Below are 22,245 nucleotides of genomic sequence, written 5' to 3' on the forward strand. Positions count from 1 at the left end.
GAACTCAGTAGGAGCGGGGCATGCCGAGCACATGCTCGGCGACGAAGGAGAGGATCAGGTTGGTCGAGATCGGCGCCACCTGATAGAGCCGGGTTTCGCGGAATTTGCGCTCGACGTCGTACTCCTCGGCGAAACCGAAGCCGCCATGTGTCTGCACGCAGGCATTGGCCGCTTCCCAGGAGGCATCCGCCGCCAGCATCTTGGCCATGTTGGCCTCGGCGCCGCAGTCGAGCCCGGCCTCGTATTTGCGGGTGGCTTCCTTCACCATCAGCTCGGCCGCGCGCATCGAGGCGTAGGCCTTCGCAATCGGGAATTGAATGCCCTGGTTCTGGCCGATCGGCCGGCCGAACACGCTGCGCTCCTTGGCGTAGTTGGTCGCCTTGGCGATGAACCACTTTGCGTCGCCGATGCATTCGGCGGCGATCAGGATGCGCTCGGCATTCATGCCGGAGAGGATGTAGCGAAAACCCTTGCCTTCGTCGCCGATCAGGTTCTCCGCCGGCACCTTCATGTCGGTGAAGAACACCTCGGTCGTGGCGTGGTTCATCATGGTTCTGATGGGGCGGATCTCCAGACCCTTGCCCTTGACCTCGCGCATGTCGACGATGAACACCGAGAGCCCGTCGGTGCGCTTGCGCGACTGCTCCTTCGGCGTGGTGCGTGCGAGCAGGATCATCAGGTCGGAATGTTCGGCGCGGCTGGTCCAGATCTTCTGGCCGTTGACGACGTAGTGGTCGCCGTCGCGGCGCGCTGTGGTCTTCAGCGACGAGGTATCAGTGCCGCTGGTCGGCTCGGTGACGCCGAACGCCTGCAGCCGCAATTCGCCCGTCGCGACCTTCGGCAAATACTTCGCCTTCTGCGCGTCGTTGCCGTGCCGCAGCACGGTGCCCATCGTGTACATCTGGGCGTGGCAGCCGCCGCCGTTGCAGCCGGCGCGCTGGATCTCTTCCAGGATCGCCGCCGCCGCCGACAGCTTCAGGCCCGCGCCGCCATATTCCTCCGGGATCAGCACCGAGAGATAGCCGGCCTCCGTCAGCGCATCGACGAATTCCTTCGGATAGGCCATCTGGCGATCGAGCTTGCGCCAGTATTCGCCGGGAAACTGCGCGCAGAGTTTTGCGACGGCGTCGCGGATGTCGGAATGATCGTCGAGCTGCTGTTCGTGTACGGTCATGGGTTCTTCTTGTCGAGAGGTTGTACCAGAGCGTTTTCGAGCGAAGTGGGTACCGGTTCGCGTGAAGAAAACGCGTCAACACTAGAATCTAGCGGGCTAAGCGCCCGTTGTGGGGCCCCGGTAAACTCCCTATGCTGTTTTGTTATAGCGTATGAACCTGCCTTCCAGGATTGGCAAGTATGGATTTCCGCCAGCTTAGGACCTTTGCGTGTGTCGCGGAACTCGGCAGCCTGAGCAAGGCCTCCGATACGCTGCGGGTCGCGCAGCCGGCGCTGAGCCGGCAGATCAAGCTGCTGGAGCACGAGCTGCGCACCGAGCTGTTCACCCGCAATGGCCGCGGCATGGTGCTGACCGATGCGGGCCGCCTGCTGCTGGCACGCACCAGCGGTATCGTGCGGCAGATCGACCAGATCCGCGACGACATCCAGTCCGCCGGCGGCGCGCCGTCGGGGCGCGTGGTGCTGGGACTGATCCCGACCGTGAGCTGCGTGCTCTCCGCGCGCCTTGCGCGCCGCACTGTGGAGCTCTATCCCGGCATCTCGCTCTGCATCGTCGAAAGCTACAGCGGCCATCTGATCGAGTGGCTGCATCGCGGCGAGATGGATCTTGCCGTGATCTACGGCCCGTCGGTCGATCTGCATCTGGCGGTGCAGAGCCTCGGCCGCGACTCGATCGTCGCGGTCGGCCCGCGCGGCAGCGGGCTGAAGCAGAAGAAGCAGGTCGATATCGGCTGGCTGCTGCGCCAGCGCCTGGTGCTGCCCAGTCATTCGCACGGCCTCCGTGCGCTGATCGAGCACGCAGCCGCGAAGCGCAAGCTCGATATCGACGTCAAGCTCGAGGCGGACTCGTTCCGGGTGCTGACCAGCCTGGTCGAGGAGGGGCTCGGATATACGCTGCTGCCGCCGTCCTCGGTGCGCGCCGAGGTCGCCGACGGCCGGCTCGAGACCGCGCCGCTGGCGCGGCCGGCACCGCGCCGCGAGCTGGCGCTGGCCGCGCCGGTCGAGCATCCCGGCTCCAACGCGATCACGCTGATCGCAAGACTGTTGCGCGACGAGGTCGCCGCCTGCCGCGCCGAGGGGCTCTGGGACATCCAGCTCGCCTGAAGGCAGCTTCGTCGCTTTATCCCCGTCATTGCGAGCGAAGCGAAGCAATCCATGCCTCCGCGCATGCCGCGCGATGGATTGCTTCGCTTCGCTCGCAATGACGGGGGTGAATGCATTCACATGGTCTCAGGCCACCGCGATGCCGAGATGGCCGCGGAAGCGGTTTTTCAAATACGTGCCATCGCGCGGCGGCAGCGCGCGTTCGAGCTCGCCGGCTGCGATCCGGATCCGCGCCAGCCGCGGGCCGCCGTTGACGTCGCGCAGGCGCGCGCGAAATGCTTCGACGCCGGCCATGTCAGCGATGTCGCTGACCGAGCCGATGCCGGCGCCGCTCGCGATCACTTCCAGCTTCGCACCAAGGCCGGAATGGCTGGGCTGCATCCCGGTCTCGCCGAACTGGCCGTTGTCGAGCACCGCGATCGAGAGATTGCCGGGCTGCTTGGCGGCGATGGTCAAGAGGCTGCCGATTCCCATCAGCTGCTCGCCGTCGCCGGTGATGACCAGCACCGGGCGCTTCGGCTGCGCCAGCGCGAGCCCGAGCCCGACCATCGCGGCGCCGCCCATCGCGCCCCAGAGATAGAAATTGCCGGGATGCTCGCCGGCGGCGAACAGATCATAGGACGAGGAGCCGAGTCCGGAGATCACGAGCAAATCGCCGCGGTCGGCAAGCAGCGCCTTCACCGCGGCGCGGCGATCGAGCGTTCCAATTGGCTCTGACATCAGTGCGTCTCCTTCGTCCACTTCTTGCGGCCGATCATCCGCTGCGAGATCAGCACCGCGACCTGCTGATCGCCGTCATAGGCGAGCGTGGCGGCGGCTGAGATCACCTCCTCGGTATCCTGCGGGTTTTCCAGCCGCAGCACGGTGACGCCCATGATCTCGAACGCCTGCGGCGTCGCCCGGCCCATCGGGATCTGCCAGGGATTGAACTCGGCCCATTCGCCGCGCATCGTCACCAGCGTCAGGAACGGAAAGCGGCAGCTTGCCATCAGCGACAGCATGTTGACGCAATTGCCGACGCCGCTCGATTGCATCAGCAGCACCGCGCGCTCGCCGCCGAGCCAGGCGCCGGCGGACAGCGCCACGCCTTCCTCCTCGGTGGTCAGCACCGTGGTCTTGATGGCGCGATCGGCGTGCGACAGCTTGATCAGCTTGGAATGCCCCGCATCGGGCACATAGGACAGCTGCGCCACGCCAAATTCCTTCAGCGTGCGGTAGATCGCAACCGGCCAGTCGGCGCCGGTCGCGTTGTCCTGGTGAACGGCAATTTGGTCCATCTTGGCCTCGGCTAGAGCGTTTTCAAGCGAAGTGGATACCGGTTCGCATGAAGAAAACGCGTCAAACAAAGAATCCGTCCCGATTCCATCGGGACGGAAAGGCAGCGCAGTGGCGCGGCCTCACGCCGATGGGATAGCGCGTGAGCGGGCGTTACTCTCTTCGCATCTGTTTCGCGCAGCTATGCCGGGATTTTATAGCCCCGCCGAAACGGTAGCCCGGCGAGGTCACGAGGCTGTGTCATTTGGCGGGCTCGGCAGGCAGCCTCATTGCAGCCTAAAACGCGGTTCCCTATGTTTTGCAATGCAGAGTAGCGGCAGCGCCGGCCGGCACAGCAAAGGCGACATTTTTTCGGAATATTGATCGACCCGTCGCTTTTTCAGGTACCAGGGCATGATTGTCCGAGATCGGTTTCGCGGCCTGTTTCCAAAGTATTTCCTCGTGCTCTTCATGGCCGTCGCGGTCCCGCTTGCCATCAATGGCGTCGTCGAGGCCTGGTTCGGTTACCGCGATCAGCGCGCGCGGGTCGACCAGCTGCTCGACGCCGAGGCGTCGTCCGCCGCCGCTGAAATCCATAACTTCATCCACGATATTTCCACCCAACTCGGCTGGCTGGTGCAGCTGCCATGGACCGACGAGGTCGACGAGCGGCGGCGCACCGATGCGCAGCGGCTGCTGCGGCAGGCGCCGGCCATCGTTAGCCTGACATTGCTCGACCACAACGCGCTGGAGCGCCTCCACGTCTCGCGGGTCAGCCTCAATCGCATCGAGAGCCGCACCGACCGGTCCGCCGACCCTGCGCTGGTCGGCGCCCGAGCGACCCAGGTCTGGTTCAGCGACGTCAGCTACAACCGCGGCTCGGAGCCCTATCTGACGGTCGCGGTGGTGGGCAACCGGCCGTCGTCCGGCGCCGTCATTGCCGAGGTCAATCTCAAGCTGATCTGGGATGTGATCTCGGCGATCAAGGTGGGCGAGACCGGCCTTGCCTTTGTGCTCGACCGGCCCGGCCGGCTGATCGCGCATCCCGACCTCAGCCTCGTGCTGCGCGGAGCGGAAGAGACCACCTCGCGGCCATTTCGCGCGGTACGCGACGCGATCGGCCCGGGGGCGGACTTTGCGACCAGCCAGGCTGCAGACGGACGCACCGTCGCCGTCAGCGCCGCGCCGGTGGCGGGCCCGGACTGGACCGTGGTGGTGGAGCAGCCGCTTTCCGAAGCCTACGCGCCGATCTATGCCGCCTTGCGGCGCACCGCGACGCTGCTCGCGATGGGCACCATCTTCGCCGGGCTGCTGGCCTATGCATTGGCGCACCGGATGACGGTGCCGATCAAGCTGCTCGAGGAAGGCACCGAGCGGATCGGCGCCGGCGCCTTCGATCACCGCATCTCGCTGCAGACCGGCGACGAGTTTCAGCGCCTCGCCGACAGTTTCAACAAGATGGCCGGCGGCCTCGCGCTCGCGCAGCAGCACCAGGAGCGCATCGCCAAGCTGAAGCGCTTCCTCGCGCCGCAGGTCGCCGACCTCGTCGACCGGACCGGCGACGACAGCGTGCTGGACGGCCGCCGCACCGACGTCGCCGTGGTGTTCTGCGATCTGCGCGGCTTCACCGCGTTTTCCGCGGGCGTCGCCCCCGAGGAAGTCATGGGCGTGCTGTCGGCCTATTATGAGGTGCTCGGCAGGGCGATTGCGCAATATGAGGCGACGCTGATCAGCTTTTCCGGCGACGGCCTGATGGTGCTGGTCAACGCACCCGTCGCGGTCGAGCAGCCGGCGCTGCGCGCGGTCGACCTTGCGATCGAAATGCAGAAGCGGGTGCAGGAGCTGATCGCCGGCTGGCGAGCGCGCGGCTACCAGATCGGCTTCGGCGTCGGGCTCGCCGGCGGATCGGCGATCGTCGGCCGGATCGGCTACGAGGACCGGCTCGATTACACCGCGATCGGCACTGTGGTGAATCTCGCGGCCCGCCTGTGCGCATCTGCCGCAGACCGGGAAATCCTGCTCGACGTCGAGATCGCCACCAACGTTGGCGGCCAGCGCCCGCTGCACGATATCGGCAATCGACAAATCAAGGGCTTCGACGAGGCAATTCCGGTGTTTGGAATTTCGTTTGGGGCGCTGTAGCCGATGCCGCCCCGCTTATGCCCGGTGCATTGCGTTGGCGACAGGCCGGTCGCGGGATATGCTTCGATCGACGGCAGCGGGTTCGCAAAACAATGACAAGCGCTGATCCCAGTGCAGCAACGTCGCACCGGCGCGCCAGCCGGCGCGACGTCCTGTTGATGATGGCGGCCGCCGCGACCTCGACCACATCCTCGCATGCGCAGAAGCCGTCGATGCCGGTGATCGGCTATCTCTGCCCGGAATCGCCCGAGCTGTTTGCCAGCCGGCTGCGGGCTTTTCACCAGGGCCTTCGCGAAGCCGGCTTTGTCGAGGGACGCGATGTCACGATCGATTATCAATGGGCCCATGGGCAATATGCTCGCCTGCCTGCTTTGGCCGGCGAACTGATCGCGCACAATGTCGATCTGGTGGTGGCGCCCGGCGGCGCGCCGGTCGCGCTTGCCGCAAAGGCTGCCGGCGTCACCAAGACCATCGTGTTCGAGATGGGCGGCGATCCCGTTGCGCTCGGTGTGGTCGACAGCCTGTCGCGGCCGGGCGGCAACATCACGGGCGTTTCCAGCCTGAGCGTCGACGTGTCGCCGAAGCGGCTCGAGCTGATGCACGAGCTGTTGCCGGCGGCGACCACCTTGGGCGTCGTCGCCAACCCGACCAGCCCGACTGCCGGCTCGCAATTGCAGCGGCTGCGCGCCGCCGCCGAAACCCTCGGCGTCAAGCTGCTGGTGCTGAACGCAAGCAAGGAAGAGGAATTCGAGGAGGTCTTCGCTGCCGTGGGCCGGGAGTCGGCCAACGCGCTGGTGTTCTGCTCCGATCCCTATTTTGCCTTTCGCAGCCGGCGATTGGCCGAGCTCGCGATCAAGTACGGCGTTCCCGCCATCACGCAGACCCGGGATTTTCCGATGGCCGGCGGGTTGATGAGCTATGGCGGCGATTTCGTGCAGTCGCATCGCCGCGCAGGGATCTATGCCGGCCGGGTGCTCAAGGGCGAGAGGCCGGCCGATCTGCCGGTGCAGCTGGTGACCAAGGTCGAGCTCGTGATCAACCTGAAGACCGCCAAACTGCTCGGCCGCGCATTCTCGCAGTCGGTGGTCAGCGGCGCGGATGACGTGATCGAATAGGTTCTGCTTCCCGGCGTCCCGCGACGTCAGCGCGCGCTCTTGCCCGCCATGAACACATACATGTCCCAGAACGTCTCGGGATGATCGACCTCGAAGCGGTGCCATTGCTCCAGATTGGCCTCGTCGGCCGCGCCCGAAAACTGCTTGCGGAATTTTTCGTGCACCGTCGGGTCGTCGAACGGTTCGAAACCCTGGAAGGATAGACCATTGTCGTTCAGGAATGCCGCGATCTCGGGGATCGTGAGGCGGTGCTCCATGACGTTGAACAGCAGGTCGCGGCAGCCGCTGATGCTGTAGAAGTCGCGCGCGCCGATCAGCATCGGCCAGTGCTCGGCCTCGCGGATGATGTCCTGGCGGCACCGCCTGATGTCGTCGGCGGTGGCGCGATAGCCGCGCGCCGCGATGCGCGCGCGGGCCTCGACGATGACGCGGCGCGCCAGCTCGCTGTAGAGCCCGATGCGCATTTTGCCGCCCGGCCGCAGCAGCGAGACCAGCACGCGCCAGCCGGCGGTCGGCTCGGCAAGGTGATGCAGCACGCCGACCGACTCGATATGATCGAAGCTGCGGCCGATCGTCCCCAGCTCCAGAATATCCGCCTGGGCATAGTCGATATTGCGCAAGCCGAGCTCGCGGGTCTTGCGCCGCGCATAGGCGAGGCTGGTCAGGCTGATGTCGACCGCGAGCAGGCGGGCGTTCGGATAGACCTGCGCGATCTGGATCGCGTGCGAGCCGGTGCCGCAGCCCGCGATCAGGATCTCCAGTTCGGCCTGCCGCTCCGCCGTCGGCGCGATCTTGCCGCGCGCCTGATCTGCCGCAAATGCGGTCAGTGGATTGATGGTCCAGCGCGGATAGGGGTTTTCCTGGTACTGGTGCATCACCTGCACCGAGACGCTGTCCTCGATGGGCGTGAGCGCTGCAATGTGCGCGCGATCGCTCGCTTCCTCGAGCGGCTCGCGAAGCTGCACCCGCAGCAGGCCGGCCACGCTCGCCGGCCAGTCCCGGCGCAGCAGTGTTTCCGCCGTCGGCAGGGTATGAAGCGGGACATAGGCGGCAACGACCGACAGCGCGAGCGGCGTGATGGTGGCCCCCGACGCCAGGTTCTGCAGCAATCGATCGCGCAGCGCATCGGCATCGCCGCTTTCCGCCGTGGTCTGCGCATAGGCATATTCGCTGATAAAACACTGCCGCGCCAGCGCGCAGGCGAAGCCGACGATGTCGTCGTCGGGTGCGGCGCGATCCTTGCCCGGCGTGCCCGCCAGCCGCAGCAACTCGGCGCGCGCATGTCCCAGCAGCAGTTCGAGCTGCATGCTCGGCAGCGTCGTCGCTTCCATCGCACAGCGCAGGAACAGATCCTTGGCCAGCGGGGCGATGCTTTCGCCGCCGAACAATTCGGCGGCCGTGATCGCCAGCGGCCACTTGCTCGCAATCCGCCCGACATATCCGGCGATGACAGGACTTTGCAGGATGAAGGCGAGCGCCTTGTCTTCCATGCCGAGCGCCAGCGCCTTGCTGAAATGCGCGGCCGCCTTGCTGCGTTGCCCGAGCGCCTGGTACGAATTGCCAGCATTGTAATGGCAGGCGGCGTTGACCTCGTCCGCCGCGATCGCCTTCGCGAACAGTTTTGCGGCGGCGCGGTGATCGCCGGCGGCCTGCGCGATCAGGCCGAGCAGGTTCAGGCTCTGCACATGATCGGGCTCGCGCGCGAGAATGTCGCGGCAAATCGCTTGCGCCTCATGGATGCGGCCGATCGTGCGCAACCGGCTCGCCTCGGCGGCGAGGTCGGCAATGCCGATACCGGCCGCGAAGGCCGGCGCGTTCGCGCTTCCCGCGGAGGCGCCGCGTTGCTTCTCGGCCGCACGTCGTTCTTTTCGGTTCATGGTCCCGTCAACCGGCCCGAAGTGTCAGCGCCGCCGAACCGCGCACCGAAAAACGGCGGCGATCCGGGCGGCGCAATCATCGGGCAGACATAGGGCGGATCAGGATTGCAGCCAAGGATAATCTAGCCGATGGCGGTTGCCTCGATCCGAACGATGGGGCGCGATCGACGCGCGCCACGCTCACCCGTTTGAGCGTGGCGATTGTCCGCGCTCAGCCGTTCGGTTGCAGGAACGTGCCGTATTGCTTGCTCGCGGCGACCGTGGCGGCGGCCTGTCCGATCGCCCGCATCGCCGCCATCATCGGCCACGGTCCGAGGCTGATCCGCCGCACGCCGGCGCGGGCGAGATCTGTGATTGCGGGGACACCCTGCGTCACCATGATGTTGACCGGCAGCGGCGTGCGCTGAACCAGCTGCTCGATCAGCGTGAGGTCGGTGAGGCCGGGGACGAAGATTCCGTCCGCGCCGGCCTCGGCGTAAACCGCCGCGCGCCGTGCCGCTTCCTCCAGGCACTGCTCCGGCGATCCGAATTTCAGCAGGAACGGATCGGTCCGCGCATTGATGAACAGATCAATTCCGAGCGCCTGCGCCGTGTCGCGCACCGCCCTGATCTTGGCGGCATGCTGCTTCGGATCGACGAGCCGCCGCTGTCCGCCGGACAGCCCGTCTTCGATATTGATGCCGATGGCGCCGGCTTTCAGTATCCCGGCCGCCGTCGTCGCGGCCGCCTCCGGCGTGTCGCCATAGCCCGCCTCCAGATCGATCGAGACCGGAACCGAAACCGCCGCCGTCATCCGCGACACCAGGCCGGCCACCATGTCGAACGGAACATGTTCGCCGTCGGCGTAGCCGAGCGCTGCCGCGACCGCCCCGCTGCTGGTCGCGACCGCCGCCGACGTCTTTGCGATCGCCTTGGCGGTGGCGACGTCCCAGGCGTTGAAGAGGACGAGCGGATCGCCCGCCCTGTGAAGACCGCGAAACGTCTCGGCGTATTGCTGCTGTGTCCTGGCGTCCATTGCACGCACTCCTGTTCAGTGAATTTCGATCCTGCGGTCGGCACACGTGTTCAGTCGGGCGCGTGCGTCCTGAACCAGTCCATGATCAGGCCGGTGACTTCGGCCTCGCGCTCGAGGTGCGGGAAGTGGCCGACGCCGGGCAGCACAACGCGCCGATGTGGCCCCTTGAACAGCGGCTCTTCCTGGATTGAATACCGCGCGGTCGGATCGTTGCCGCCATAGATCGTCAGCGTCGGCGTGTGCATGTCGTTGATCGGCAGCCGGCCCGCAACTCCCGCATCGACCAGGCCGTTGTAGTATTTCAGCGCAGCCTTCATGGTGCCGGGAGAGCTCAGCGTCTGCTTGACCGAGCGCAGATGCTCGTCGTTCTGCAGGGCTGGCGACCACAACTTCCAGAGATAGTCGACGAAGGGAAGTCCCTCGATGTTGACCGCCGCGTGAGCGCCGGGCACCGTGAAGAAATAGACATGGAAGACCGATCGAACGGCATCGGGATCGCTCCTGAGGCTCGCGATCGTGATCGGGTGCGCGGTGTTCATGACCACGGCGGCCTTGATCGCCGCAGGCGCCGTGGCGAGCGCCTGAAAGGTCGACGTGCCGCCCCAGTCCATGCCGACGACGCGCGCCTGTCCGTCGTCGCTCAGCGCCGCAATCAGCGCTTCCAGATCCTTGCCGAGCTCGATCGGATCGAACACCCCGTTGGCCGGAATCTCGGTCGGCGCATAGCCGCGCAGGAACGGCGCGACCGCGCGATATCCGGCATCGGCAAACACCTGCAATTGCTTGCGATAGGACCAGGCATTGTCGGGAAAGCCGTGCATGAACATCACGAGGGGCCCGCTGCCCTGCTCGAGATAGGCGAACCGCACGCCGTTGGCCGTCACGTATTTCAGAACCGGCTCGCTGCCGGTGACATTGGCAACTGCTAATGCGCTCATCGTCGTTTTCCTCTACCTAATTATGTGCGTAACGCATATATGCGTAGCGCATACATCAGGTCAAGTTGTTTTTTGTGTGCTGCGCACATATTGTCGGTGGCATGGACACTGAAATCGCCAATTTGCTGGGGGCGCTGTCGCTCGCCGTGATGGACCGGATCGAGCATGGCGCGCGCGAGGTCATCGGCCGTGGCGGCGAGACGCCTGCGGCGCTCGTCGTCATCGGCTATGGCGAGGGCATGACCAACGAGAAGCTGCGCCGCATCCTCGGCCTGTCGCATTCCGGAACGGTCCGCCTGGTGGACCGTCTGGTGTCGGATCAACTGGTCGAGCGCCGGCCGGGCGATGACGCCAGGGAGGTCGCGCTGCATCTGACGCCGAAGGGCGCCGCGACCCGGAAGGAACTGATGGCGTCGCGGATTTCAGCGGTTGCGTCGCTGCTGAATGTGCTGTCGCCGACGGAGACCAAGCGGCTCGGCACGCTGATCCGCGACCTGCTGGTGCGGCAGGATACCAGCGAGATGGATCGCTTCACGATCTGCCGGATGTGCGACGACAGGGTGTGTACGCGTTGCCCGCTGCCGACCAGCAAGGGCAAGCGCGCGCGCTAACGCCGATCCATTCCCGTTGGCGGCAGATCATGGACCGCCAAGGGAACCTCACAGGAACGATGCATCGCCGGGCCGGTTGTTGGATGTCATCAACCGCGCAAGGCACCCCTGGATGCCGAATGTCCCCGATCGATCGCTTGCTGTCTGGTGTTTTGCATTTTTGCTTCTTTTGAGTGCTTGCGGCGAGAACAAGCTCGAATGCGATTCCATCGACACGCGCAATGCCGTGCTCCAGCGCGTTGCGGACGACCATCGCAATCCGCTGGTCAACTACGCCGCCAAGGAGTCGACGGCTAAACCGAATCCGGAGAACAGCAAGCCGCTTTACCTTCTCAGTGAGAGAATGGTCACGACCTCGACGAGTCCGGACAAGCGGACGTTGCAATGCAGCGGCGGCATTTCGGTGAGCGTGGGCGACGTGAAAGCCTCGAAGGAAATTGAGTTCACGGTGCAGCGCGCATCGGACGGCAAGATCTCCGTTTCGGTGGTGCCGTTTCAATTCTGACGCCGCGTGGCCGCGGCGCGCTCGCCGCGGCTGATCCAGCGCAATGTCGACAGTTGGCGAAAACGCGCGAGGCGACCTCGCTTCCCTATTCGTCCGATATCCATGACGGCGTCGTCGGAATATTCCATTGCAGGAACACTTCCGCGTAGGAATAGCCCAAGGTCGTGAACAGCAGCGCGTCGAGGTCCTGGCCGAGCGGCTTGCTTTGATCGCTGTCCGACGCGTATTGCAGCAAAGCTCCCTTGTAATTATCGCCCATCGTGTTCCACCACGTGTGTGTCGGGCTGACATAGACCGGTTTGTCCTTGTACGTGTTCCATTGCTGATCGTTGTTGACGACAATGAGATTGATTGCGGTGACGAGCGGCACGAACGCCTGAAGATAGGAATGCACGCACCCGTCGCGATAGGCCTGGAAGGAGCTCGGCACCTCGTTTGAACCCGCTTTGTAGTCGGGCGGATTCGCGGTCCACGTCCCGTTTCGGTAGAGGGCGCCGACCGTCGCCAAAATCCCGCCGTCCCTGGTCGCGGCTGCGGCGTAGGATATGATCATGTCCTGCGTCGCGGCGAACACCTTGCCCAGATCATTGTCGACCTCTCCGAGCTTGGCGCTGATGTAGTACGCCGGATCGCTCACGCTGATGGAGTAGTCGGTGTTGCGAGACCTGAAGAACGCACACAGCAGGCCGACGACGGCCGCCGCTGCCGAAAACAGGCCCAGTACCGCTGCGCCTTCCGGCGCAGTGACTGCGAGGATCCCGCCGAGGCAAGTGAGCACAGAGCCGGCGCCGCCGGCGGTTACGGAGGCAATATTCAGGGCGTTGACCTGACGGGCGGTGCTGCTGATCAAGGTCGCGGTCGTCGGGATCACGAGCGCGTTTGCGACGTAACTTGCCGCCAGACTTTCGATCTGACTTTGCACGACGACGACTTGCGACATCGCAGACCAGAACGAGGCCGACGACACCAGATCGTTCAACTCGTTTTGCAGGTCGTTTTGAACGCCGCTCCACGCAGCCTTGTTCGAAAAGGTCGGCGGCACCGTCATCGTTGCCAGCGCGGTGACATAATCACCGGCCTGTGCTGCGGACATCTGGCTATATTGCGCCCGGATGTCGTTCGCGGTCGGGCCGCCCTTGATCAGGTCCTGGCTGATCTGGGAGTAGGCGGCGAGCGCGTCGCCGCTGTATGAATGGAGCGGAACGGCCGGCTGATCGAACACGCCGATGCCGACGCGGGTCATCTGCCACACCATGCTGCCGCCGGTATCGTTCAACGCGTAGGAACTCGCGTTCGGCGTCGTCAGCAGCAGGATGTCGGTGGCGGAGAGCGGGATCGCGTCCATGATGGACTGCGTCAGTCCGGCCGGATAAAGTGAGGGGTCGGCGCTGGCGAACGGATCGATCCAGGCGGGGTTGCGGCCGTTGACGGGATAGCTCGGGACCAACAGGGCGACCTCTGACTTCGGCTGCTGAAGATCGTTCGGGTTGAGATCGGAGACCACCTTCCAGACCGCGCCGTCAGGGGTCGTCTTGATCGTGCCGAGGGCAAATCCCGTCTCGATCGTCACCGCGCTTGCCGGGTTGCCCGCCTGGAACTCGACCAGGCTGTAGCCGCCAGCGCTCGCAACCGCCGACAGCACATAGCAGGCGGGAGCCGCTGTGGCATCGGTAACAATACCCTGAACGATTCCGGTTGAGCTGATCTGCTGCAACGAGGTGGTCTTGTTCGTCAGCACGTCGGCAAGCAATACCTGCCAGAGCGAGCCGTCCTGCTTGGTGAACCAGACCGTCTCGCCGATCGACCAAACTCCCTGCGGCTCGATGCCGGAGGTCGGTTGGTAGACCTGCATCATCGGCGGAAAGAATTTGTAGTTCTCGGTCAAGCAGAGCCAGTACAGCCCGTTGCTCGGAGTTGGCGATGTCGCAGACGCGGCGCAGACGAAGTAATGGCTGCCGCTCGCCGGATCGATGACGTAGGTCCATCCGTTGAATGCGGAGAGCTGGCAGTCGTCGGCGAGAGTCTCGAAGACGCCTGCCGCGCCCGAATGCCCGGATAGCGCGACCGGGTTGAGGCTGAAGTCGTACCGCATCCCGGTCGGCGTGCCGCCGTCGTCCAGGACGATGCAAAAATATTGCACGCCGGTCGTCGGATCCGGCGGAGAAACCGCGCTGAACCTTGCGGTGTTGGCGTCCCACGCGGTCATGCCGATATAGGGCAATGAGACCGGCACCGCCGCGGTTTTCAGAATGCGGTTCGGCGTGGCGTTGGTCCACGGGGCTGCTTGCGAATACACATCGAGTGCGGACGGCGTTGCGTGAAGGGATGTCATCGACAGGTTTCCTGGGCGAGTCTGGTTTCGTTGGGAAGCATTGGCACGGGGCCGCAGGCTTGTTACCTGCCGCCCGCACAGCCAAACCGGCCGGCTATATCCCTGATTGCGCCGCAGATGCGTTCAGCCGTGCTTTGCGATCAGGTCGCGAAAGGAGTTGAGGATCTTTTTTTGCGAAGAGCGTGGTGACTTTGTAGGCAGCGCTTGCAGAAAAGCCGGAAGCGCTCGTCGGAAATTATAGATGCATGTCAGGTTGGTTTGCAACTTCATGTTGATGACGTGGTCCCGCGAACGGCGGCAGGGGGCGTTGCTCCCTCGGGCCCCCATAAAAACGATGCTTCGCCGGATCGAAGCGAACGTTGCAATGCAGCGGCGGGATTTCGGTGAGCGTGGGCGACGTGAAAGCTTCGAAGGAGATCGAGTTCACCGTCCAGCGAGCATCGGACGGCAAGATCTCCGTCTCGGTTATGCCCTTTCAATTCTGAGTCGCGCCGCGTGGCCGCGGCGCACGCGCCGTCAGCCCGGGATCCGCACCGGCAGGGTCTCGATGCCGCGCACGAAGCTGGAATAGACCCGCTTCGGTTCGCCGACCACCTCGATGCGGTCGAAGCGCTTCAGCATCTCTTCCCAGACGATTTTGAGCTGCAGCTCGGCGAGCCGCATGCCGACGCAGCGGTGGATGCCGAAGCCGAACGACAGATGGATGCGCGGCCGGGCGCGGTCGATGATGAACTCGTCGGGCCGGTCGATCACCTCGTCGTCGCGGTTGCCGGAGACGTACCACATCACGACGCGGTCGCCCTTTTTGATCGTCTTGCCGCCGACCTCGGTGTCGACAAGCGCAGTGCGCCGCATATGCGCCAGCGGGGTCTGCCAGCGGATCACCTCGGGCACCATGGTGTCGATCAGCGCCGGGTTGTCCTTCAGCTTCTGGAACTGGTCGGGATGCTCGTGCAGCGCCAGCACCGAGCCGCTCATGGTGTTGCGGGTGGTGTCGTTGCCGCCGACGATCAGGAGGATGATGTTGCCCATCAGATTGTCGGGGTCCATGTGCCGCGTGGCGTCGCTATGCGCCATCATCGAAAGCAGGTCGTTGCGCGGGGCGGAGTTGACGCGCTCGTTCCACAGCTTTGAGAAATAGGCGTAGCACTCGTCCATCTCGCGGCGGCGCTGCTCCGGCGATTCGACGACGCCGCTCTTCGGCAGCGCGGTGGAGACGTCGGACCAGCGCGTCAGCTTGCGCCGCTCCTCCCAGGGGAAGTCGAACAGCGTCGCCAGCATCTGGGTGGTCAGTTCGATCGAGACGCGCTCGACGAAGTTGAAGGTCTCGTTGCGCGGCAGATTGTCGAGCACGCTCTGCGAGCGCTGCCGGATAAGTTTTGCGAGCTCGTCAAGATGCGTCGGGGTGAACATCGGCGACACGGTCTTGCGCTGATGGGCGTGCTTCGGCTGGTCCATCGCGATGAAGCTCGGATAGTCGTAGCCCGGCGGCACGTCGCGGATCGAGATCCCGCCGAGGGTGGAATCCGAGGAGAAGATGCCGTGGCTGGTGTCGACATGCATGATGTCGTTGTACTTCACCACCGACCAGTACGGCTCGATCGGCGCGTTGGTGCAGTAATGCACCGGCTCTTCCTTGCGCAGCCGCTCGAACCACGGCCACAGCGTGTCGTTCTGGAACAGTCTTGGCGCGCCGGGATGAAAATCCTGCAGCGGCGTCGCATACGCTTCCTCGCGCGCCTGGCGCAGCAGCTCGGCGCGATCGGCACGGATTGCGGTCTGGACGTTCATCGTGATCTCTCTCTCCACAATTTTCCTAAAGCCTCACGGGAAGTGGGAGGGCTCTCTCCCCCCTTGCGGGGGAGAGTTGGAGAGAGGGGTAAGCCACGCGCACCGCTCGTGGGGCTCACCCCTCTCCCTAACCCTCCCCCGCAAGGGGGGAGGGAACCCATCCGATTGTGCCTTCCTCACTCAGGCCAAGCGATGCAAATGTCTCAGCGCGATAGCTACTGGGCCTCTCACGCGGCGATGCGGACCGGCAGCGTCTCGTAGCCCTTGATGAAGCTTGAATACACCCGTTGCGGCTCCCCGACCACCTCGATGGTGTCGAACCGCTTGAGGATTTCCTCCCAGATGATCTTCAGCTGCAGCTCGGCGAGCCGCAGGCCCACGCAGCGGTGGATGCCGAAGCCGAACGAGATGTGGGTGCGCGGCCGGGCGCGCTCGATGTCGAACTCGTAGGGCCGCTCGATCGCCTCCTCGTCGCGGTTGCCCGAGACGTACCACATCACCACCTTGTCGCCCTTCTTGATCTGGCGGCCGCGGAATTCGTAGTCGGCGAGCGCAGTGCGCCGCATATGCGCGAGCGGGGTCTGCCAGCGGATTACCTCCGGCACGAAACTGTCGATCAGCGCCGGATTGGCCTTCAGCTTCCTGTACTGCTCCGGATGCTTGCTCAACGCATAGATGCTGCCGGACAGTGTGTTGCGCGTGGTGTCGTTGCCGCCGACGATGAGCAGGATCAGATTGCCGAGAAAATTCTTCGGGTCCATGTTCCGCGTGGCGTCGGAGTGCGCCATCATCGAGAGCAGGTCGCTCTTCGGCGGCTGACTCGAACGCTCCTTCCACAGCCGCGCAAAATAGCCGGCGCATTCCATCAGCTCGGCCTGCCGCTCGTCCTCCGTCGCCACAAGGCCGCCGGCGCCGGGCAGGGTGGTTGCGACATCAGACCAGCGCGTCAGCTTGCGACGGTCCTCCCAGGGGAAGTCGAACAGCACCGCGAGCATCTGCGTGGTCAATTCGATCGAGACCTTGTCGACCCAGTCGAACACCTCGCCGCGCGGCAGATTGTCGAGGCATTCGGTCGAGCGCTTGCGGATGTTGATCGCGAGCTCGTCGAGATGCGTCGGCGTGAACATCGGCGCCACGGTCTTGCGCTGCGCCGAATGGCGCGGCTGGTCCATCGCGATGAAGCTTTCGCGGCGCAGATCCGGCGGCACGTCGCGGATGGTGATGCCGCCGAGCGCGGCGGCGGAGGAGAACACCGAATGGTTGGTCTCGATGTCCATGATGTCGTTGTAGCGGGTCACCGACCAGTACGGCCCGAACATCGAGTCCTTGCAGTAATGCACCGGGTCTTCGCGGCGCAGCCGGTCGAAATACGGCCAGAACGTATCCGATTTGAACAGCTCGGGATCGCCGGGATCGTAATCCGACAACGGCAGCGCATTGGCGCGCTCGCGCGCGGCATCCAGATTGGCGTCTTCGACGAGATCGACGGTCCCGTGCATGAGCGGCTCCTCAACCGTTTCAGCAGCCGGGCAATGGGAAGGCAATGCCCGGCGCAGATGTTTTATCGAATTACATTCCCATTCGCGGGTTTGCGCAAGGCCTTCGGCGCGCATTTGGCCGCATCGGTACCCGTCCAAAGCGGCCAATTCCGGGCGCCATGCGGCGGTAGCGGCGAGCGAAGCTGTTTGAAACAGCGTTTGATTTGGCGTGATCTGCTCGTGAGGGCAGCAAAAGATTTGAGGAGCCGATCAACGAAGAGCGGAGCAAGCGGCACCCCTCTCCCCAACCCTCCCCCGCAAGGGGGGAGGGAGCCCTTTCGGCGTGCTCACCTCACATCGCAATCCGACTCTCAGCATCTAACTTTCGCCTTTGCTCGTAAGGGACGCAGGGTTGAACGGCTCCCTCCCCCCTTGCGGGGGAGGGTTGGGGAGAGGGGTGGCCGCGGGCGATGGCGCCAGTGATAGGCGCCGCGGCATCAACCACACGTCCAACGGCTCACGGATCGACAACGCCCCATTAATGCAAAAGCCACCGCATCCGGCCAAAAACCGACCGCGCTCTCGACCTCGTGTGAAACCTGGATCACACTCGCCGCGACCAATCTGTGATTTTGATCCGCAGAGATTGCCGCCACGTTCGGAGTTGATCCCGTGAACGAGATGAGCTGGCCGCCACAGCTGCCACAGCCGCCGGTTCCGCCGCCGATGCCGGTGGCGTTTTCCGGGAAGCGCAAGGAATTCTTCCATTTGGTTGCCCGCGGCGCCGGGCTCGAGCTGATCACGCTCGGCTTCTACCGGTTCTGGCTCACCACCGACATCCGCCGGCACCTGTGGTCGAACACCCAGATTGGCGGCGACGCGCCGGAATATACCGGCCGCGGCAAGGAGCTGTTGATCGGGTTTCTGGTCGCGATCGCGATCCTGGTGCCGATCTATCTCGGCTACTTCCTGATCGGCATCGAGGCGGAGCACCTCAAAGCGTTCGCCTCGCTGCCGCTGGTCGCGTTCTTCTACATGTTCGGCCAGTTCGCGATCTATCGCGCGCGGCGCTACCGCCTGACGCGCACGGTGTGGCGCGGGGTGCGCTTCTGGATGAGCGGCTCGGGCTGGATCTATTCGCTTAAGGCCTCGCTGTGGGGCCTGCTCGTCGTCGTCACGCTCGGCTTGGCGCTGCCGTGGCGCGAGGCGGCGCTCGAGCGCTACAAGATGCGGCATTCCTATTACGGCGATCTGCAAGGCTCCTTCGAGGGCCGCGGCTGGGAGTTCTTCAAGCGCGGCTGGTGGCTGTGGCTGCTGACGCCGCTCGCGCTGTACAGCACGATCTTCATTCCGTTCGTCTATGCCGGCTTCAAGGCGATCGAGTGGCGCTGGTGGCTGTCGGGCATCCGCTTCGGCGAGGTCAGGCTGGAATCCACCATGCGGCGCAGCGCGCTGATCGGGCTCTACTGGAAGGTGATCGGCTGGGCCGTCCTGCTCGGCACGGTGTTCGCGGCCTACGTTGCGCTCTGCACCGTGCTGGTCGCGAGCATCGACGGCTCGTCGATCGAAGACTTCTTCAAGACCGACGCGTTCGCCAAGAGCATTCCGCTCCTGGTGCTGCTCGGCATCGGTTATCTCGCCTTTGCGCTCGCGATGAACGTGGTGATGCGGATCTATCTGATGCGCGACTTCTGGGTCCGCGTGCTGTCGACGACCATCGTGCACAATCTCGAGGCCGCGGCGAGCGTCAGCGCGCGCGGCGAGCTCGCCAATGCGCTCGGCGAAGGCTTTGCCGACGGCCTCGACGTCGGAGGCTTCTAGCGCCATGACGCCGGATGACGATGCCGCCAACGCCGCGCCCGCGGGCGCCACGTCGGTCTATTTCGACGGCACCTCGAACCGGCGGCGCGCGGTCGCGCCAAAACTGTCCGATGCGCTGGAGATCCGGGAGGATGGCGAAGTCGTGGCGCGCTGGGCCTATGCCGACATCCGACGCGCCGACAGCCCGTCCGGCCTGCTGCGGCTGAGCTGCATGACCGCGCCGGCGCTGGCGCGGCTCGAGATCCGCGACGAGACGCTCGCCGCCAAGCTGGTCACGCTTTGCCGGCAGCTCGACGACAATCTGCCGAACCGCAAGGGCGTCGCCGCGATCGTCGGCTGGTCGCTGGCGGCGGCGGTGTCGATCGTGCTGGTGGTGCTGTTCGGCGTGCCGCTCGCCGCCGACCGCCTGACGCCGCTGGTGCCCGACAGTTTTGAGCGGCGGCTCGGCGACGTCGCCGAGGCGCAGGTCAAAGTCGTGTTCGACGGCAAGCCGTGCGACAATGCCGCCGGCCAGGCCGCGTTCGAAAAACTGGTCGGCGCGCTGCGGCAGTCCGCCGGGCTCGACAATTCGCTGCAGTCGGGCGTGCTGGAAACGTCCGTCGCAAACGCCTTCGCGCTGCCCGGCGGCAAGGTCTATCTGTTCGATGGATTGCTGGCCAAGGCCGAAAGCCCCGACGAGGTCGCGGGCATTCTGGCGCACGAGCTCGGCCATCTTCGCCACCGCGACAGCATGCGTGAATTGATCCACAATGGCGGCACCTCGTTCCTGATCGGGCTGTTGTTCGGCGACATCACCGGCTCCGGCGCGCTGATCTTCGCCTCGCGCTCGCTGGTGACGTCGTCCTATTCGCGCGACGCCGAAACCAATGCCGACAGTTTTGCGATCGAGACCATGCACAGGCTCGGCCGTCCGGCCAAGCCGATGGGCGAACTGATGTTCCGCGTCACCGGCAAGGAAGCCGGCAAGGGGCTGTCGATCGTCTCCAGCCATCCGCTGACCGAGGACCGCCTCGCGCGCATGAGCAAGGCCGACGCCGGTGCCACGCTGAATGGCCCGCCGCTGCTGTCGGCGGCCGAATGGCAGGCGCTGAAGGGCATCTGCGGCAAGGGGTGAGGCAAAGCGTTCGAGGTCGCCGCACGGGAGCGCGCCGATGCCGCGTGACAGCAATTACTGGTTTCCGGCCAAGCGATACGGCTGGGGCTGGGGGCCTCCGGTCTGCTGGCAGGGCTGGGCCGTCATCGCGGGCTTTTCGATTTTGCTCGTCGTCGGGGCCGCGACGATGCTGCGGCATTCGCCGGCCGGCTTCATTGGCTATGCGGTGTTACTGACCGTCCTGTTCACCGGTATCTGCTGGTGGAAGGGCGAGCCGCCGCGCTGGCGCTGGGGCGGCGACTAATTTAGGGCGATGAGATTGGGCTGAGTTGGAGCGGCGGCGGAGGATTTACCTCTCCCTTGGGAGAGGTCGGCGCGCAGCGCCGGGTGAGGGGTTACGGTCTCTCGTTGGAGCCGCAGCCCCTCACCCGATTTGCTGCGCAAATCGACCTCTCCCCGTCGGGGAGAGGTGGACCGAATCCGCGGTCAAACCGATTCAACTTAATTAGAGCCCGCTATCGGGTGGGTGAGGGGCGCGATTTCGGAATATTGGAAGAGTAACCCTGACTTGCCCGACGTGTCAAGCGGCCTCGCCACAGCGGCCTCGCCAAAGCGCCGGCAGCCGCCGGCTACTTTGCATGGGGTTGTTTTCGCCATATTGGCGACGCGCGCTATTTCAGCAGGCGGAACTTGCCCTTCTCCACCTTGATCAGGAACGCGGAGCGCTCGTCATAGCCGTTGTGGTCGGTCGGGCTCATCGTCGACAGGCCGTTGTTCAGATAGATGTCCTTGCCGCGCTCCAGTTCGTCGCGCAGCGCGGCGCGGAATTCCGCCGTGCCGGGTTTTGCCACCTTCAGCGCGTTCGGCACCGCCCGCCTGAACAAGGTCACCGCGTCCCACAGATGCGCGGCAAAAATGTTCGGCTTCGCGCCATTGACCTTCTCATAGGCCGACACCAGTTCATCGCGCGCCTGCCGGAACGGATCGTTCTCCGCCAGATCGTCGGCGATGGTGAAGGCCTCGCCGGTGAAGATCGCGCCCTCGACATTGGCGCCGCCGAGCTTGATGAATTCCTCGGAGGCGATGCCGTGGGTCTGGAAAATCTTGCCCTGGTAGCCGCGCTCGCGCAGCGCCTCCTGCGGCAGCACCGCCGGCGTGCCGGCGGAGGCGATGAACACCGCCTCCGGATTGGTGGCGATCACCTTCAGCGCCTGGCCCATCGCGCTGGTGTCGGCGCGCGCATAGACCTCGTGGGTGGTCACGGTGATGCCGAGCCCGGGCGCGAGTTTTGAGACCTCCTTGTAGTAGCCCTCGCCATAGCCGTCGGAGACGCCGATATAGCCCAGCGTCTTGATGCCGGACTTGGCGATGTATTTCAGGATCGCCGACGCCATCAGGTCGTCGTTCGGCACCACCTTGAACGCCCAGCGTCGCTTGTCGTCGATCGGCTGCACGATCGCGGTGGCCGCCGCGAGCGAGATGATCGGCGTCTTGGCCTCATAGGCGACGTCGAGCATCGGCATCGTCACCGGCGTCAGCGAGGAGCCGATCAGGATGTCGACGCCGTCCTGGATCACCAGGCGGCGCGCGTTCTGCGTGCCCTTGGTCGGATCGGATTCGTCGTCGAGCGCAATGTAGGTGACCTTCTCGCCGCCGATTTCCTTGGGCAGCGCGGCGATCGCGCGCATCTGCGGCTGGCCGAGCGCCGAGCCCGGTCCGGAGCCGGACACCACGACGCCGACCTTGATGTCGGCATGCGCGCTGGACGCGGCGAGCACCGCGCTCGCGAAGATAAGTCCGGCCATGGCCAGCTTCATTGCAATTCCTCCCCGGCAGTCTTTTGTGTCGTGTGCGGCCGATGATAGCCGACGGGTCGTCAGCTGCGCATTATATTGATTTGGCTGATGCCGTCTGTCCCACGGATTGGGGACATCGGGAGGCGATGTGACGCTGGTTTGACAAGTATCGGCTTACCAAGCGACACCGTGCACGCATG

Annotated in this window: 18 protein-coding genes; 8 read left to right on the forward strand and 10 right to left on the reverse strand. The window is 64.8% G+C overall.

Going from position 1 to position 22,245, the window contains the following annotated elements:
- Window positions 1–4: 4 nt before the first annotated feature.
- Window positions 5–1,174 (reverse strand): acyl-CoA dehydrogenase family protein, encoded by a 1,170-nt coding sequence (locus tag CI41S_RS37925; RefSeq protein WP_139864135.1) that lies wholly within the window; start codon window positions 1,172–1,174, stop codon window positions 5–7.
- 179 nt (window positions 1,175–1,353) lie between these two features.
- Here CI41S_RS37925 and CI41S_RS37930 point away from each other — a divergent pair, with 179 nt between their 5' ends.
- The gene (locus CI41S_RS37930; RefSeq protein ID WP_139864136.1) at window positions 1,354–2,277 is read left to right on the forward strand and encodes a LysR substrate-binding domain-containing protein; all 924 of its coding nucleotides are present in this window, start codon (window positions 1,354–1,356) and stop codon (window positions 2,275–2,277) included.
- 126 nt (window positions 2,278–2,403) lie between these two features.
- On the opposite strand, the gene CI41S_RS37935 is transcribed toward CI41S_RS37930, so the two are convergent.
- Both CI41S_RS37935 and CI41S_RS37940 read right to left on the reverse strand, forming a co-directional pair.
- Complete coding sequence (locus CI41S_RS37935) at window positions 2,404–2,997, reverse strand: thiamine pyrophosphate-dependent enzyme (protein WP_139864137.1); 594 nt, start codon at window positions 2,995–2,997, stop codon at window positions 2,404–2,406.
- Complete coding sequence (locus CI41S_RS37940) at window positions 2,997–3,554, reverse strand: thiamine pyrophosphate-binding protein (RefSeq protein WP_139864138.1); 558 nt, start codon at window positions 3,552–3,554, stop codon at window positions 2,997–2,999. Before CI41S_RS37940 ends, CI41S_RS37935 begins: the two co-directional genes overlap by 1 nt.
- A gap of 391 nt (window positions 3,555–3,945) precedes the next feature.
- Between CI41S_RS37940 and CI41S_RS37945 the strand changes: the two genes are divergently transcribed.
- Entirely contained in the window at window positions 3,946–5,673 is a 1,728-nt protein-coding gene (locus tag CI41S_RS37945) for an adenylate/guanylate cyclase domain-containing protein (protein ID WP_139864139.1), read from the forward strand.
- Window positions 5,674–5,834: 161 nt separating this feature from the next.
- Window positions 5,835–6,788, forward strand: a complete 954-nt coding sequence (locus tag CI41S_RS37950; RefSeq protein ID WP_139864233.1) for an ABC transporter substrate-binding protein — start codon at window positions 5,835–5,837, stop codon at window positions 6,786–6,788.
- A 26-nt stretch (window positions 6,789–6,814) separates the two neighbouring features.
- Here the strand turns inward: CI41S_RS37950 and CI41S_RS37955 are convergent, their stop codons facing one another.
- The 3 genes from CI41S_RS37955 to CI41S_RS37965 all read right to left on the reverse strand — a co-directional run bounded on the left by CI41S_RS37955 (window position 6,815) and on the right by CI41S_RS37965 (window position 10,618).
- Window positions 6,815–8,665 (reverse strand): class I SAM-dependent methyltransferase, encoded by a 1,851-nt coding sequence (locus tag CI41S_RS37955; protein WP_139864140.1) that lies wholly within the window; start codon window positions 8,663–8,665, stop codon window positions 6,815–6,817.
- A 211-nt stretch (window positions 8,666–8,876) separates the two neighbouring features.
- Complete coding sequence (locus tag CI41S_RS37960) at window positions 8,877–9,680, reverse strand: isocitrate lyase/PEP mutase family protein (RefSeq protein ID WP_139864141.1); 804 nt, start codon at window positions 9,678–9,680, stop codon at window positions 8,877–8,879.
- A gap of 50 nt (window positions 9,681–9,730) precedes the next feature.
- Complete coding sequence (locus CI41S_RS37965) at window positions 9,731–10,618, reverse strand: alpha/beta fold hydrolase (RefSeq protein ID WP_139864142.1); 888 nt, start codon at window positions 10,616–10,618, stop codon at window positions 9,731–9,733.
- A 101-nt stretch (window positions 10,619–10,719) separates the two neighbouring features.
- Here CI41S_RS37965 and CI41S_RS37970 point away from each other — a divergent pair, with 101 nt between their 5' ends.
- Window positions 10,720–11,229 carry a MarR family winged helix-turn-helix transcriptional regulator gene (locus CI41S_RS37970; protein WP_139864143.1) on the forward strand — a complete coding sequence of 170 codons (510 nt, stop codon included), beginning with the start codon at window positions 10,720–10,722 and terminating at the stop codon, window positions 11,227–11,229.
- A gap of 79 nt (window positions 11,230–11,308) precedes the next feature.
- On the forward strand, window positions 11,309–11,734 hold the full coding sequence (locus CI41S_RS37975) for a hypothetical protein (protein ID WP_139864144.1): 426 nt from the start codon (window positions 11,309–11,311) through the stop codon (window positions 11,732–11,734).
- Window positions 11,735–11,819: 85 nt separating this feature from the next.
- Here the strand turns inward: CI41S_RS37975 and CI41S_RS37980 are convergent, their stop codons facing one another.
- From CI41S_RS37980 to CI41S_RS37990, 3 genes are all read right to left on the reverse strand, one after another.
- On the reverse strand, window positions 11,820–14,066 hold the full coding sequence (locus CI41S_RS37980; protein WP_139864145.1) for a hypothetical protein: 2,247 nt from the start codon (window positions 14,064–14,066) through the stop codon (window positions 11,820–11,822).
- Window positions 14,067–14,582: 516 nt separating this feature from the next.
- Window positions 14,583–15,857, reverse strand: a complete 1,275-nt coding sequence (locus tag CI41S_RS37985; RefSeq protein WP_139864146.1) for a cytochrome P450 — start codon at window positions 15,855–15,857, stop codon at window positions 14,583–14,585.
- Window positions 15,858–16,084: 227 nt separating this feature from the next.
- Complete coding sequence (locus CI41S_RS37990; protein ID WP_139864147.1) at window positions 16,085–17,356, reverse strand: cytochrome P450; 1,272 nt, start codon at window positions 17,354–17,356, stop codon at window positions 16,085–16,087.
- 660 nt (window positions 17,357–18,016) lie between these two features.
- Between CI41S_RS37990 and CI41S_RS37995 the strand changes: the two genes are divergently transcribed.
- Genes CI41S_RS37995 through CI41S_RS38005 form a run of 3 tightly spaced genes read left to right on the forward strand, consistent with a single transcriptional unit; the run spans window position 18,017 to window position 20,553 of the window.
- Window positions 18,017–19,156: a DUF898 family protein gene (locus tag CI41S_RS37995; RefSeq protein ID WP_139864234.1), complete on the forward strand. Its 1,140-nt coding sequence runs from the start codon at window positions 18,017–18,019 to the stop codon at window positions 19,154–19,156.
- Between the two features lie 4 nt (window positions 19,157–19,160).
- Window positions 19,161–20,270: a M48 family metallopeptidase gene (locus CI41S_RS38000; RefSeq protein WP_139864148.1), complete on the forward strand. Its 1,110-nt coding sequence runs from the start codon at window positions 19,161–19,163 to the stop codon at window positions 20,268–20,270.
- A gap of 37 nt (window positions 20,271–20,307) precedes the next feature.
- The gene (locus CI41S_RS38005; RefSeq protein WP_139864149.1) at window positions 20,308–20,553 is read left to right on the forward strand and encodes a hypothetical protein; all 246 of its coding nucleotides are present in this window, start codon (window positions 20,308–20,310) and stop codon (window positions 20,551–20,553) included.
- Between the two features lie 367 nt (window positions 20,554–20,920).
- Here CI41S_RS38005 and CI41S_RS38010 read toward each other — a convergent pair whose 3' ends face one another.
- Window positions 20,921–22,066: an ABC transporter substrate-binding protein gene (locus CI41S_RS38010; protein WP_139864150.1), complete on the reverse strand. Its 1,146-nt coding sequence runs from the start codon at window positions 22,064–22,066 to the stop codon at window positions 20,921–20,923.
- Window positions 22,067–22,245 lie beyond the last annotated feature (179 nt).

The sequence above is a fragment of the Bradyrhizobium ivorense genome (assembly GCF_900696085.1).
Lineage (GTDB): Bacteria > Pseudomonadota > Alphaproteobacteria > Rhizobiales > Xanthobacteraceae > Bradyrhizobium > Bradyrhizobium ivorense.